Annotated in this window: 12 protein-coding genes; 3 read left to right on the top strand and 9 right to left on the bottom strand. The window is 70.8% G+C overall.

Annotated elements, in window-relative coordinates; translation table 11 throughout:
• Positions 1–395, bottom strand: a 395-nt coding sequence (locus tag ETD85_RS29615) for a PadR family transcriptional regulator (protein WP_240779513.1), incomplete at its 3' end; no start/stop codon positions are given.
• Positions 396–549: 154 nt separating this feature from the next.
• Between ETD85_RS29615 and ETD85_RS29610 the strand changes: the two genes are divergently transcribed.
• A complete protein-coding gene (locus ETD85_RS29610) occupies positions 550–2,283 on the top strand; it encodes an HAD hydrolase family protein (RefSeq protein WP_138693075.1) in 1,734 nt (577 codons plus the stop codon).
• Between the two features lie 173 nt (positions 2,284–2,456).
• Here the strand turns inward: ETD85_RS29610 and ETD85_RS29605 are convergent, their stop codons facing one another.
• From ETD85_RS29605 to ETD85_RS29580, 6 genes are all read right to left on the bottom strand, one after another.
• A complete protein-coding gene (locus ETD85_RS29605; RefSeq protein ID WP_240779512.1) occupies positions 2,457–3,128 on the bottom strand; it encodes a DUF3159 domain-containing protein in 672 nt (223 codons plus the stop codon).
• Between the two features lie 4 nt (positions 3,129–3,132).
• Positions 3,133–3,339: an OB-fold nucleic acid binding domain-containing protein gene (locus ETD85_RS67910; RefSeq protein WP_225289212.1), complete on the bottom strand. Its 207-nt coding sequence runs from the start codon at positions 3,337–3,339 to the stop codon at positions 3,133–3,135.
• A 209-nt stretch (positions 3,340–3,548) separates the two neighbouring features.
• Positions 3,549–4,187: a DUF3710 domain-containing protein gene (locus ETD85_RS29595; protein WP_240779511.1), complete on the bottom strand. Its 639-nt coding sequence runs from the start codon at positions 4,185–4,187 to the stop codon at positions 3,549–3,551.
• 269 nt (positions 4,188–4,456) lie between these two features.
• Entirely contained in the window at positions 4,457–4,897 is a 441-nt protein-coding gene (dut, locus tag ETD85_RS29590; protein WP_138693073.1) for a dUTP diphosphatase, read from the bottom strand.
• Entirely contained in the window at positions 4,894–5,448 is a 555-nt protein-coding gene (locus tag ETD85_RS29585; RefSeq protein ID WP_138693072.1) for a PaaI family thioesterase, read from the bottom strand. The genes dut and ETD85_RS29585 overlap by 4 nt, the downstream gene beginning before the upstream one ends.
• 39 nt (positions 5,449–5,487) lie before the next feature.
• Positions 5,488–6,861 (bottom strand): AI-2E family transporter, encoded by a 1,374-nt coding sequence (locus ETD85_RS29580; protein ID WP_240779515.1) that lies wholly within the window; start codon positions 6,859–6,861, stop codon positions 5,488–5,490.
• A gap of 421 nt (positions 6,862–7,282) precedes the next feature.
• Between ETD85_RS29580 and ETD85_RS29575 the strand changes: the two genes are divergently transcribed.
• The gene (locus ETD85_RS29575) at positions 7,283–9,430 is read left to right on the top strand and encodes a DUF6351 family protein (protein ID WP_138693071.1); all 2,148 of its coding nucleotides are present in this window, start codon (positions 7,283–7,285) and stop codon (positions 9,428–9,430) included.
• Here the strand turns inward: ETD85_RS29575 and ETD85_RS29570 are convergent.
• Positions 9,408–10,643 carry an MFS transporter gene (locus ETD85_RS29570; protein ID WP_240779510.1) on the bottom strand — a complete coding sequence of 412 codons (1,236 nt, stop codon included), beginning with the start codon at positions 10,641–10,643 and terminating at the stop codon, positions 9,408–9,410. The two genes, ETD85_RS29575 and ETD85_RS29570, sit on opposite strands and share 23 nt — an antisense overlap.
• Positions 10,644–10,700: 57 nt before the next feature.
• Here ETD85_RS29570 and ETD85_RS29565 point away from each other — a divergent pair, with 57 nt between their 5' ends.
• Positions 10,701–11,234 carry an ArsR/SmtB family transcription factor gene (locus ETD85_RS29565; RefSeq protein WP_138693069.1) on the top strand — a complete coding sequence of 178 codons (534 nt, stop codon included), beginning with the start codon at positions 10,701–10,703 and terminating at the stop codon, positions 11,232–11,234.
• Positions 11,235–11,315: 81 nt separating this feature from the next.
• Here ETD85_RS29565 and valS read toward each other — a convergent pair whose 3' ends face one another.
• Positions 11,316–13,874 carry a valine--tRNA ligase gene (gene valS, locus ETD85_RS29560; protein ID WP_206058707.1) on the bottom strand — a complete coding sequence of 853 codons (2,559 nt, stop codon included), beginning with the start codon at positions 13,872–13,874 and terminating at the stop codon, positions 11,316–11,318.
• Positions 13,875–13,936 lie beyond the last annotated feature (62 nt).

The following is a 13,936-nucleotide window of genomic DNA, read 5'->3' as shown; positions in this document are numbered from 1 at the left end:
GCGACGCCCCCACCGGCTCCAGCACGCAGCCGAACGCCGAACGCCGACCCCACCCGCGCACCACGCCGGGCGCCCAGTGCCGAGCTCGCCTGCGCGCCCAGATTGGGGCTGAACGCCGGGCGGGTCCGCGCGCGCAGCCGCGCCGCGGCGGTCTCCGCGTTGTGCCGCAGCCGCTCGGCCTCGGCGGACAGCCTGGCCTCGCCCGAAGGCGTCAGCCGGTAGTAGCGCCGCGCCCGGCCGTCCACGACCTCCTCCCGGTCGGTCTCGATCAGCCCCTCCTCCGCCAGCCGGTCCAGCGCGGCGTAGAGCGTGCCGGCCCGCAGCCGCACCCGCTCGTCGGAGATCTGCCGGACGTCGGTGATGATGCCGTAGCCGTGCTGAGGCTTGGCCGCCAACGCGGTAAGGATCAGAAACGTCGGCTCCTGCATCGATCTTGCTGTCATATGTCGATATATACCGACTATCTGACTATCGAGCAAGAGGGAAAAGTTCACCCCCCTTTCACCCGCCGTGCCGGATCGCAGCCCCGGGCCGGGTAGGGACGAGATCATGCGTTACAACGTCCTGGCCTGTGACTACGACGAGACGCTGGCCAGAGGCGGCCAGGTGCCCGACGCGACGATCCAGGCGCTGGAGCTGCTCTCCCGCGCCGGGATCAAGCTGCTGCTGGTCACCGGGCGCGAGCTCGACGACCTGCTCACCGTCTTCCCGCATCCGGGCCTGTTCGACCTGGTCGTCGCCGAGAACGGCGGCCTGCTCCACGACCCGCACCAGCGCACCACCGACACCCTCGCCGACCCGCCCCCCACCGAGCTGGCCGAACGATTGCGCGACGAGGGCGTCACCCCGCTGGGGATCGGCCACGTGGTGCTCGCCACGCGCGAGCCCCACGACGTCCAGGTGCACGCCGCGATCCGCGATCTCGGCCTGGAGCTGCAGGTCATCTACAACAAGGGCGCGGTCATGGTGCTGCCGCCCGGCGTCAACAAGGCCACCGGCCTGGCCGCCGCCCTCGATCGCCTGTCCCTGTCACCGCACAGCGTCGTCGCGGTCGGCGACGGGGAGAACGATCACGCGTTCCTGCACGCGGCAGAGTGCGGCGCCGCCGTCGCCAACGCGCTGCCCGCGCTCAAGGACGCCTGTGACCTGCGCCTGGACGGGGAGAACGGCGAGGGGGTGGCCGAGCTGGCCGGGATGCTGCTGGCGGGCGACCTGGACGCCGTGGAGGTCCCGCGCCACCACGTCCTGCTCGGCCACCGGGACGAGGAGGAGGTACGGCTCCCGCCGTACGGGGTCGGGCTGCTGGTGGCGGGGCCGTCCGGCAGCGGGAAGTCCACGGTGACCACGGCGCTGCTGGAACGGCTCGTCGGCGACGACTACCAGTGCGTGGTCGTGGACCCGGAGGGCGACTACGCCGAACACCCCGGCGTCACCGTGCTCGGCGACCCGGACCGGGTGCCTGGGGTGGAGGAGGTCATGCACGTCCTGGAGCAGCCGGACCACAGCGTCGTCGTCAACCTCATCGGCCTGCAGCTGCGCGACCGCCCGGCCTACTTCGCCGAGCTGCTGCCCCGGCTGACGGGGCTGCGGGCCCGGCTCGGGCACCCGCACTGGCTCGTGGTCGACGAGGCCCACCACCTGATGCCGGCCGAGGTGCGGCACGTACCCCTGCACGAGGCCGGGGACGTCGGCGCGCTCCTGATGATCACCGTGCATCCCGAGGCGGTGAGCCCGGACGCGCTCCGGCTGGTGACCTGCACGATCGCGGTGGGCAAGGAGCCGGCCGACACGCTGGCCGCCTTCGCCACCGCCCACGGCCAGGACCGGCCGCCCACTCTGAGGCCGGCGCCCGCGGGCGACCTGGCGCTGTGGCACGTCGGCGACGACTCGGCCCAGCAGCTCACGCTGGCGCCCGCCCGCATCGAACGCACCCGGCATCGCCGCAAGTACGCGGCGGGCACGATGGCCAAGGACAAGAGCTTCTATTTCACCGGCCCCGAGGGGCGGCTGCGGCTGCGGGCGCGCAATCTGCACACGTTCGTGGAGCTGGGCGAGGGGGTGGACGACGACACCTGGCTGCATCACCTACGGCAGGGCGACTACTCGCGGTGGATCCGCGACAGCCTGGGCGACTCGGACCTCGCGCAGGAGGTGGCGGAGGTGGAGCAGGAGGGCGAGCTGGCTCCGGACGAGAGCCGGCAGCGGGTGGCCGACCTCATCGGCGAGCGCTACACCCTGCCCGCCGAGCCCACCGACTTCGACCCCGACCAACACGGCCGCTGAACCACCGACCACCAGCAGGCACAGCCACCCGACCATCGGGCCGGCACGGCCGCCGAGCCACTGCCTTGAGATCGGCCCGGCCGCTGAACCGCTGGATCCAGGTATGGGTGACGCCCCGACGACGTCCGGCGCTGGCCGAGCTCAAACAAGCTCGGGCGAGCGCTTGGGCAGGCTCAGGCGGGGGCGACCGGGGGCTTGATCGGGGTGCGGCCACGGCCGAGGAGCCACAGCATCGCACCGAGCGCGGCCACCTGGAGCGGCCAGCCCATCACGATCTTGGCGAACCCGAGCGCCGCCACCGCCTCGTCACCGCCGCCGAACAGATAAACAGGCCCCTGCACCGCGACCCGCACCGCGCACGGCAGCATGAGCAGCCAGGTCAGGCGCGTGCACAGCTTCACGATGCCCTGGTCCTTGTGCCAGGCGGTCGGGTCACCGGTGACCGAGCCGATGAGGAAGCCGACGACCGGCCACCGGGTGACGATCGACAGCAGCATCGCCACCATGTAGCCGGCGTTCCACAGAATGCCGGGCAGGAAGTAGTCCTTGGCGTCACCGGTACGGCTGGCGAAGAACGCGCCGATCGCGATGCCGATCAGGCTGTTGATCACGAACTGCGGCGTGGACCGCTGCACGATCCTGACCAGCAGCAACACGACCGACAGAGACACGCTGATGAAGAGCGACGTCTTCAGGTCCTCGGTCGTGATCCACGACAGCGTGAACGCGATCGTCGGGATCGCCGCCTCGATGATGCCGCGCACGCCGCCGAAGGCCTTGGCGAGCTGAGCTCGCACCGCCGCCTCCACGGTGTCGTGGGCGACCTCTTCCGCCTCAGCACTCACCTGATCAACTCCCTGGCCGCAGCTCGTAACGCGGATTGAACATCACCTTGCGCCCGTCCTGCATGCTGACCAGGCCCTCAGCCTTGACTGTGCGGCCAGGCTCGATGCCCGCGATCTTACGGCGGCCGAGCCACACCAGGTCGATCACATCCGACCCGTCGTACAGCTCCGCCTCCAGTGCGGGGGCGCCGCCTCTTGGACGCAATGTCACCGTACGTAGCGTACCGGCAACGCAGAAGCGCCGACGCCCGCCACACGACGCGATCGGCGTCGCACCGACCTCGTCGGCGTCTTCACGTAGCTCCTGGGCCTCGATTTCGGACTGGGTTGTCGCCAGCCGACTGAAGAACCCGCGCAATCCCCCGCGTTTCGGAGGCTCTGCCGTACTCATGATGAATGAAGCCTATGTGATATCAGCCCTCAGCGAATCTCGCTGATTTCAGGTCCTCGTTTGAACGGGTTGAGCCCCGGCCGCTGCTCTTCCGTTTCGGCGGTCTGATCGTTCGGGCGCCGCAGCGGGATCGGCTCCTCACGGGCCATCGGCTCGTCGCCGCGTACGACCACGACGTCCTGCATGAACTCCACGAACGCCGCCGAGATCGCCTCGTCGAACGCACCCTGGCCGGAGATCACCCCCAGCAGGAACCAGCGCGGCCCGTCGATGCCGAGGTAGCGGGCCGGCCTGGGGCCGCCCTCCGCCTTGATCTCGCCGACCAGCTCGCTGCCGAACGGCCCTTCCCGCTCCTCCAGGTCCTTCGCCTGCGTGCGGATCTTGGTCTTGACCTCGTCCCAGAGCCCCGAGCTGCGCGGCGCGGCCAGGGCCTGGAGCTGCAGCGTGCTGTCCTGGTAGATGACCACGACGCCGACGTGCTGGTCGCCTACGGAGGCCAGGCGTACGTCGAAGTCGGGGTTGTGCGGCAGCCGCAGGCCGCCGAGATCGATCCTGTCGGTGTTCGGGTGGGGCTCGTCGGCGTCCCACGGACCGGACTCTCGTTCGGGGGCCGCAGGCTCCTGCTCGCCCACCTGCTCCGGCTGCTCACGACGACGACGTCGGAACACGTTCCTCACTCTCCCTGCTCGACGGGCCTTGTCGCGGCCCGCTGTTCCCGGGCCGCCGGTTCGCGGCCCACTGTCCGTCGGGCCGCAAGCGGCCCCTTGCTCGATCCCTGCCCGGCCCACGACCTGACGGCCGCGCCGGTCACTCTCCCGTCAGACATGCGACCGGCCACCACACCGGCAATCCCCTGCAGGAGCCCCCGCACAAGCGTCATCCCGCCGGTGTCCCGGCCGAATCGCTGTGCAAGTGCCGTTCGCCGGTGGCCTCATGGTCAGCGTCCCGTCGATCCGAACCCGTTGGCCCCGCGCACCGACCCCGGCAGGCGTTCGACCTCGTAGAAGGCCGCCCGCTCGACCCGCTGGATCACGAGCTGGGCCACGCGCTCGCCCCGCTGAAGGCGGAACGGCTCCTTGGCGTCGGTATTGATCAGCGTCACCCTGATCTCACCTCGGTAGCCGGCGTCCACCGTGCCGGGCGCGTTGACCAGCGTGACGCCGTGCTTGGCCGCCAGCCCCGAGCGCGGGTGCACGAACGCGGCATAGCCATCGGGCAGGGCGATCGCCACGCCCGTGCCGATGACCGCCCGCTCGCCCGGCAGCAGCTCGACGTCCTCGGCCGCGTAGAGGTCGGCGCCCGCGTCTCCCGGGTGCGCGTAGGACGGCATCGGCAGCTCGGCGTCGAGCCGCTGGATGAGGACCTCCACGTTGCTCAAGGGTTCACCTCGTAGTCCTGGTGTTCTGCGGCGATGGCGGCCAGGTCGCCGTGCTTGGCGAAGTGTTCCATGTTCACCTCGATGAACAGCGCTGCCGCGCGGACGGCGACCGGTCCGTCGGAGGCGCCGATGCGCCCCTCAGCCTCAAGGTACGCCTTCCTGCCCGCTATGCCGTTGCACCAGGCGCGCAGGTGGAGTGTCGTGCCCACGGGAACGGGGAGGAGATAGTCGGTCTCCAGCCGAGCCGTCACATAGGGCTTGCGGAACAGGTAGACGGACATTCCGATGACCTCGTCCATGGCGGCGGCCAGCACACCGCCGTGCGCGAGCCGCGGCGCCCCCTGGTGTGCCTCCCCCACGGTGAACTCCGCCTCGACGGTGGCGCCGTCGGGCGTCCTGGCCGTGAGGTGCAGCCCGGTCGGGTGGTCGGCGCCGCAACCGAAGCACTGGCTGTAGTGGGAGGACAGAGTGGTGCCCGCCGGCGGCGTACCCGGATGGACCGCGGGCGCGGCGGCGTCCGGTGGCGGGGTGGTGAGGGATGAACGAGTCACGGGTGACGAGGTTACTCCGTGTCCCCCCAGGAACAGTCCTCAGTCGCCGTTCGCGCCGCGCCGGGAAGCCGGCGATCCGGCGCCCGCCCCCCGCGGCTCGCCGTCGTGACCCTCGGATCCGGCACCCTCACCATGCAGCTCGGCGTCACGCCCTCCAGATCCGGCGCCCTCGCTACGTGGCTCGGCGTCGCGTCCCCTGGATCCGGCGCCCTCACCACGAGGCTCGGTGCCCTCACCACGAGGCTCGGCAGGCTCACCGGTGGGTCCGGCGTCCTCACCGTAGGGGCTGATGTCGCCGTCGCCCGAGGGTGGCTGGTCGCCGCCGGAGGAGGAATCCTCGTGGGGTGGTGGCGGCTCCAGGGCGGGCGGTTTGTGTCTCAGCTCCGGCAACGCCCGGTAGATCACCGCGGCCACCGGTACGGCCACCGCCGCCCCCGCGATGCCCGCCAGGATGCCCCCGATGGCCAGCACGAGGATGATCGCCAAGGGGTGGAAGTTGAGCGCCCGCCCCACGATCAGCGGCTGGAGCACGTGGTTTTCGAGCTGCTGCTCGACGATCAGGATGCCCAGGAAGATCAGCGCGTAGACGAGCCCCTTGGCCCCCAGGGTCACGAGGGTCGCGACCGTGCCGGCGAAGAAGATGCCGACGATGGGGATGAAGCTGGCGAAGAAGATCAGCACGGCCAGCGGCGCCCACAGCGGCACGCCCATGCCGGCGAGCACGATGCCCATGATCAGCCCGTGGACGGCGGCCACCGCGACGGTGCCCTGGACGTAGTGGGAGAGCGTCGTCCACGCGGCCCGGCCGGCCCGGTCGACCCGTGGCGCCACGCCGCCGAACGCCCGCAGGAACCACGCCCAGATCCGGTCGCCGTCCTTGAGCAGGAAGAACGTCACGAACAGCAGCAGGACGATCGACGCGAGCACCTCGAAGGCCACCGCGCCCGCGGACAGGACGGTGCCGGTGATCGCCGTGCGCTGCGCGTTGACCATCGTGGCGATCTCGTCGACATAGCCGGTGATCTGCGCCTCTTTGAGGTGCAGCGGGCCGGTGATCAGCCATTCCTGGACGGATCTGGCGGTCTCCTGGACCTGCCTGACGAGGTTGGGGAACTCCTCGCTCGCCCGCGCCCCGACGAGCCACCCGGTGCCGGCGAGCACGGTCAGGGCCACCAGCATGGTGATCCAGGTGGCGTAGATGGGCCGCATGCCGGCACTGCGCAGGCTCTTGGTCAGCGGGAACAGCAGCGCGGTCAGCAGCAGCGCGATCGCCACCGGCAACGCCACGAAGGTCAGTCTGGCGATCACCTGGACGAAGTAGTAGACCACCACGCCGACGAGGATCAGGCACCCACACCAGGCGGCCATCTTGGCCAGCACGGGCGGCACGAGCTTGGATCGGCGGTCGGGCATCACGTGTTCAAGACTGGCACGTCCGGCACGCAGATGCGCGCTCTTAAACGATCAGACCTGCTCAGCGGCTGTTCCGCTGTCGAAGAACACCCCGTGAGCGACCCTCCGTGAGCGCCTACGTCCGCAGCCCGTCCGCAGCCCTGTTCACGGCCCCTGTGCACGGCCGTGATCCACGACCCTGGGCACGTCCGCGGTCCTGAACCCGGCCCTGGTCCGCGGTCCTGGGCGCATCCGTGATCCGCGGTCCCGGGCCCGGCGCTGGTCGGCAGTCCTGGCTGCGGCCGGAGTCCGGGACCGGAGTCCGGGAGAAGCCCGCGTGCGCGGCCGACCGCGCTCCAGCACACGCCCGTCCGCGCTCCGGACCTCACCACTCGAAGATCGGGCCTGTGCAAGGGGTGGGACGCGTGCGACCGTCATGGTCATGAAGGCTGTGGTGGTCCTCGTCGTGCTCGCGTCCCTCATCGGCGCCCCCGCCCCCGCGCACGCCTCCCGCGCCGAGCTCGCGCTGGACGTGCTGTCCAGCCGGCCCGACCAGGTCACCGGGGGTGATGCCCGCGTCAGGGTCCGCCAGTCCTGGGGCGGGCAACTCAAGGTGCTGCGCAACGGCGAGGACGTCACCTCCGCCTTCACGCGGACGCGGGACGGCTTCGAGGGCGTCGTCACCGGCCTGGCCGTCGGCGACAACACGATCACCGCCGTGGCGTGGCCGTACCGGGAGTCCTTGCGGGTGCGCAACCATCCGATCGAGGGCCCGGTCTTCTCGGGCCCGCACCAGTACCCCTTCCTGTGCAAGACCGCGCGCAGCGGGCTCGGCCCGCCCGCCGTGGACAACCAGGACGGCCAGGGCATGCGGGTCAGCGGCGGCTGGAGCAGGGACTGCTTCGCGCCCACGGTCGGCGACCGGCTCTACCGCTCGACGGACGGCACGTACAAGCCCATGCCCGCCGAGCGGCCCGCCGACATGGCCACGACCACGCTGCTGGACGGCCGTACGGTGGACTTCGTGGTACGGCGGGAGCGCGGCGTGATCAACCGCTTCCTCTACTCCATCGCCATGATCGAGGACGGCTGGAACGGCCGGGCGATCTACCGCTTCGACGGCGGCGTGGCGATCGGCCACGACCAGGGCACGCTCGGCGGCGGCGCGCTCGACCCGTACGGTCTCGGCAAGGGCTACGCGATCCTGCACTCCTCCGGCACCCGCACCTCCACCCACTACAACCTGATCCTGGGCGGCGAGACGGCCCTCATGGTCAAGGAGCGCTTCATCGAGCAATACGGCCTGCCCCTCTACACGGTGGGGACGGGCGGCTCGGGCGGCGCCATCCAGCAGTACATCTACGGCCAGAACTACGGCGACCGGGTGATCGACGCCGCCATCCCGCAGTACTCGTACCCGGACATGGTCACCCAGACCATCCACGTGGGCGACTGCGAGCTGCTTGAGCGCTACATGGACCACGACCCCCGCTGGGCCAGATGGGACGACCGCACGGCCCTGATCGGCATGAACGCCAGCGACACCGTGGCGAACCCGTACACCGGCAAGCCGGGCTCCGACGAGTGCGTCAACGGCTGGCGCGGCCTGACCCCGCTCACCATGAACCCGCTGTGGACCTCGAACAACGACCCCGAGTGGCAGCTCATGGACCCGCCGGGCGTCAAGGACACCGTGCAGTGGACGCACTGGGACGACCTGCGCACGGTCTACGGCGTGGACGCGGCCGGATACGCCCGCTCGACCTGGGACAACGTCGGCGTCCAGTACGGGCTCAAGGCGCTCACCGACGGCGTGCTGACCCCGGCCGAGTTCCTGGACGTCAACGCCAAGGCCGGCTCGTGGAAGGAGGCGGCCGACATGATCCAGGAGGGCTGCCCGTTCGTGCCGTCCGCCTGCCCGGCCGACTTCGACCCGTGGAGCGCGCGCAACATGAACCTGGGCGACCCCGCCCCGCGCCGCACGGGCGATCCGATCGCGATCAGGAACGTCCAGCGCAGCGGCCTGGTGTTCAGGGGCGACATCGACATCCCCGTCATCGACTGGCGCCACTACCTGGAGGACCAGCTCGACATGCACAACGCGCACCAGTCGTTCGCCTCCAGGCAGCGGATGCTGAACCACGATGGCCGGGCCGGGAACCAGGTCATCTGGTTCACCGACGCGCGGCCGGCCGGGCCGAGGTTCGACCAGACGCCGGAGGCGCTCCAGGTGATCGACGCCTGGATGGCGAATATCCGGAAATATCCGGCGCGCGGCGTGGTCGGCAACAAGCCGCCCCAGGCCGTGGACCGCTGCTTCGCCACCGACGGCACGCAGCTCGCCGCCGGCCCGCGCGTCTGGGACGGCGTCCTCGACCGCCGCGCCCCTGGCGCCTGCACGCGGCAGTTCCCGCTCTACTCGACCACCCGCATCGTGGCGGGCGGCCCGATCGAGGGCGGCGTCTACAAGTGCCGCCTGCAGCCGGTGGACCGGGCCGTCGCCAGGGGCCTGTACGGCTCCTGGCGGCCCGCCCCGGACCAGCTCGCCCGACTGAAGCAGATCTTCCCTAGCGGAGTGTGCGACTACTGACGGGCAGCTCGCGCATCGTGCGCATGGGCGAGGTGACGATCCACAGGAACGCCAGGCAGGCACCGCACGCGGCGACCACCAGCGTGCTCCTGATCCCGATCGCCTCGCCCAGCACGCCGCCGAGCAGCCCGCCCAGCGGCAGCGTGCCCCACACGAGGAAGCGCATGGTGGCGTTCATCCGGCCGAGCAGCGGTTCGGGCGTGGCGGCCTGGCGGAAGCTGAGCTGGGTGATGTTGTAGACGACCACGCCGACCCCGGCGCAGAGCTCGTACAGCACGACGAGCGCGAGCCGCCAGTCGGCCTGCGCCCACGGCACCAGGAACAGCAGCGGCGCGGGCAGCGCGATGGCCAGCCACATGGTCGGCCCCTGGCCGATCCGGCGGGCCAGCCGTGCGTTGACCAGCACGCCGACGACCCCGCCGACCCCGCCCGCGGACATGAGCAGGCCGATCGTGCCCGCGCCCAGGCCCAGCTCGCGTGCCAGCAGCAGCAGGATCAGCGGGTGCGCGATCGAGGCGAACAGGTTGGCGGTGGCCGTGCAGCCCGCGATGCGGCGCAGCAGCCGGTGCCCGAGCACGAACCTGACGCCTTCCCCGATCTCCTTCGCCAGGTTCGCGCGGCCGGCGGCCTCCCTGCGCTCCTCGCGCTTGCGGATCCTCGCCAGGCACAGGGCCGACCAGGCGTATCCCGCGACGGTCACGACGAGCGCGAACGGCGCGGTGAGGAACTGGATCAGGTAGCCGCCCACGCTGGGCCCGCCGAGCTGCGCCACCGTCCGCACGCCCTCCAGGGCGGAGTTGCCCTCGACGAGCCGCTCGCGGCCGACGAGGTGCGGCAGGTAGCTCTGGTACGCCGCGTCGAAGAACACGGTGAACACCCCGAGCACCAGCGCCACCGCGTAGAGCTGGTAGATCGTCAGCGCGTCCAGCCACCACGCCACCGGCACGGAGGCCAGCGCCAGCGCCCGGGCCCCATCGCTGACCACCATCACCGCGCGCTTGCGCAACCGGTCGACGATCGCGCCGGCGGGCAGCCCGATCACCACGAACGCCAGCGTCTGGCACGCGGCCAGCAGCCCCACCTCGAACGCCGAGGCGTGCAGCGCCGACACCGCGACCAGGGGCAGGGCCAGCAGGAGGAGCTGACTGCCCACCTGGCTGGCACTGTCGGCCAGGAACAGCCCGCGAAAGTCATGATCGCGTAACAGACTCACGCGGTAGAGCATTCATGACCGATTGATAAAAGTCAATCGGAGGTAGGGTGACCTGCCATGGGCATCCAACGCCGCCCCGCCACCGAGGCCGAGGCCCGCGCCCTGGCCTCCGCCATACGCCTGCGCATCCTGCGGCTCTGCCTCGACCAGGCGCTGACCAACAAGGAGATCGCCGGCCGGCTCGGCGCGAATCCGGCCACCACGCTGCACCACGTGCGCAAGCTCGTCGAGACCGGCTTCCTGGCCGCCGAGCCGAGCCGCCAGGGCCCGCGCGGCTCGGTCGAGATCCCCTACCGGGCCACCGGCAAGTCGTGGGAGATGGACGTCCGCGAGAGCGGGGTGAGCGGCGCCAACGCCGCGATGCTCGACGCGTTCCTGCAGGAGGTCAGGCTGGCCGACGTCGACGCGGGCAGCTTCGCCAGGCTCGGTCTCAGGCTCACCGCCGAAGGGCGGAAGGAGCTGTGGCGGCGGCTGGAGGAGGTGCTCGACGACTTCCGCGCCCGGCAGCCGCCGCCGGACGGCGAGGCGTACTCGTTGTTCCTGGCCATCCATCCCGACGCCGGCCGCGACGCCCAGCACCCCGACGCCTGACAGCACGGCCCTGACAGCACGACGCCGGTCGCGACGCCTGAACCGGCGTCGCGACCGGCGGGTACGCCCGTCAGCCCGGCCTCACCCCAGGTGGACCTCGACCTTCAGGACTTCACCGTGCTCCAGCACGAACTCCTCCACGTTGCCCGCCGCGCACAGATCGTCCTGCGCCTGCCGCACGAGCTCCGCCTCCGGCCCGGAGACGCTGAGCGTGGAGACCTCGGCCCGCATCGACAGCTTGGCCTCCGACTTGGCCTTGCGCACCTGCCTGAGCACCTCGGAGGCCACCGCCAGCACCGCGGGATCCCCCGTGCCGCGCGCCACGGAGGGCCACTGCGCCCGGTGCACCGAGCCCTCGCGCCACCACGACCACACCTCTTCGGTCACGAAGGGCAGGAACGGCGCGAACAGCCGCAGCAGCACGTCGAGCGCCTGGCGCAGGGCAGCGTGCGCCGAGGCCGCGCCGGCGCCGCCGGACTCGTAGGCCCGCGCCTTGACCAGCTCCAGATAGTCGTCGCAGAACGCCCAGAAGAAGCGCTCGACGGCCTCCAGTGCCCGAGTGTGGTCGTAGGCGTCGAACGCCTCCCCCGCCTCGCTCACCACGTCGGCCAGGGCCGCCAGCATCGACAGGTCGAGCGGCTCGGTGACCGCGCCGCCACCCGCGGACCCAGACTCGGACCCAGGCTCGGACCCAGACTCGGACTCCGACTCGGCCAGGCCGAGCACGAACTTGGAGGCGTTGAGGATCTTGATCGCGAGCCGCCGCCCGATCTTGAGCTGCCCGGGGTCGAACGTGGTGTCCACGCCGTAGCGCCCGTTGGCCGCCCAGTAGCGCACGGCGTCGGAGCCGTGCTGCTCCAGCAGGTCGAGCGGGGTGACGACGTTGCCCTTGGACTTGGACATCTTCTTGCGGTCGGGGTCGAGGATCCACCCGGAGATCGCGACGTCGCTCCACGGCAGGCCGCCGAACTCGTAGTGGGACCTGACCACCGACGAGAACAGCCAGGTGCGGATGATCTCGTGCGCCTGCGGCCGCAGGTCGGAGGGGAAGACCCGCTGGAAGAGGTCGTTGTCGCTCTCCCAGCGCCCGGCGATCTGCGGCGTCAGCGACGAGGTCGCCCAGGTGTCCATGACGTCGGGGTCGGCCATGAACCCGCCGGGCACACCGCGCTGCTCCTCGGTGTAGCCGGGCGGCACGTCGGAGGACGGGTCGATCGGCAGCAGGTCCTCGGACGGCACGATCGGCGCGTCGTGGACGGGCTGCCCGGACTCGTCGAGCGGATACCACACCGGGAAGGGCACGCCGAAGAAGCGCTGCCGCGAGATCAGCCAGTCGCTGGTGAGCCCCTCGACCCAGTTGTCGTAGCGCACGCGCATGTGCGGCGGATGCCACACCAGGTCGCGCCCGTGCCCCAGCAGCCGCTCGCGCAGCGCCTCGTCGCGCCCGCCGTTGCGGATGTACCACTGGCGGGTGGTGACGATCTCCAGCGGCTTGTCACCGCGCTCGTAGAACTTCACCGTCCGCTGCACCGGGCGCGGGTCGCCGTCGAGGTCGCCGGACTCGCGCAGCAGCTCCACGATCCGCTCCCGCGCGCTGTGCACGGTCTTCCCGGCCAGCTCTTTGTACGGCTCCGCGTCCACGCCGTCGGGCGCCTCGGGCAGCAGCCGCCCGTCCCACCCGATGACCGGCCGGGTCGGCAGGTGCAGCTCGCGCCACCAGGTCACGTCGGTGATGTCGCCGAACGTGCAGATCATCGCGATGCCCGAGCCCTTGTCCGGCTCGGCCAGGCGGTGGGCCAGCACCGGCACCTCGACCCCGAACAGCGGCGTCAGCACCGACGTGCCGAACAACTCCTGGTAGCGCTCGTCGTCGGGGTGCGCGACCAGCGCCACGCACGCGGGGATCAGCTCGGGCCTGGTCGTCTCGATCCAGACCGGCCCCTTCTCGCCGTAGAAGGAGATCCGGTGAAAGGCGCCCGGCCACTCCCGGTCCTCCAGCTCGGCCTGGGCGACGGCCGTGCGGAAGCTGACGTCCCACAGCGTCGGCGCCTCGGCGAGGTACGCCTCGCCGCGCGCCAGGTTGCGCAGGAACGCCCGCTGCGACACCGTCCGGGACTCGTCGCTGATCGTGGTGTAGAGCAGCGACCAGTCCACCGACAGGCCGACCCGCCGCCAGACCTCCTCGAACGCCTGCTCGTCGACGGCGGTCAGCTTGTGGCACAGCTCCACGAAATTGCGCCGGGAGATGGAGATCTCGCGTTTGCCGGGCTTCTCCGGTGGAACGAAGTCGGGGTCGTAGGGGAGCGACGGATCGCAGCGCACGCCATAGACGTTCTGGACGCGCCGCTCGGTCGGCAGGCCGTTGTCGTCCCAGCCGATGGGGTAGAACACCGACTTGCCGATCATCCGCTGATAGCGGGCCATGATGTCGGTGTGGGTGAAGGAGAAGACGTGACCGACGTGCAGCGAGCCGGACACGGTCGGCGGCGGCGTGTCGATCGCGTAGACCTGCTCACGCGGCTTGGACCGGTCGAAGCGGTAGGTGCCTTCGGTCTCCCAGCGCGCTACCCATACCTGCTCCAAGCCGTCGAGGGTCGGCTTTTCCGGCATGGAGGCATGGCGTAGGCGCTGTTGAGTCATGCCTCCATATGGTACGGCTTCGCAGGCCCGGCAAGCGTTAGAGACTAGTGTTCGTTACAAAG

Origin of the sequence: Nonomuraea zeae, assembly GCF_005889725.1 — a bacterium.
Taxonomy (GTDB): Bacteria; Actinomycetota; Actinomycetes; order Streptosporangiales; family Streptosporangiaceae; genus Nonomuraea; species Nonomuraea zeae.
This window is presented reverse-complemented; position numbering and strand designations above follow the sequence as displayed.

What these genes read in the sequence shown, in the direction of transcription:
- ETD85_RS29610 (WP_138693075.1), top strand. Translation starts at nt 550, where the DNA reads ATGCGTTACAACGTCCTGGCCTGTGACTACGACGAGACGCTGGCCAGA.
- ETD85_RS29580 (WP_240779515.1), bottom strand. Translation starts at nt 6,861, where the DNA reads ATGCCCGACCGCCGATCCAAGCTCGTGCCGCCCGTGCTGGCCAAGATG.
- ETD85_RS29565 (WP_138693069.1), top strand. Translation starts at nt 10,701, where the DNA reads ATGGGCATCCAACGCCGCCCCGCCACCGAGGCCGAGGCCCGCGCCCTG.
- valS (WP_206058707.1), bottom strand. Translation starts at nt 13,874, where the DNA reads ATGACTCAACAGCGCCTACGCCATGCCTCCATGCCGGAAAAGCCGACC.
- ETD85_RS29575 (WP_138693071.1), top strand. Translation starts at nt 7,283, where the DNA reads ATGAAGGCTGTGGTGGTCCTCGTCGTGCTCGCGTCCCTCATCGGCGCC.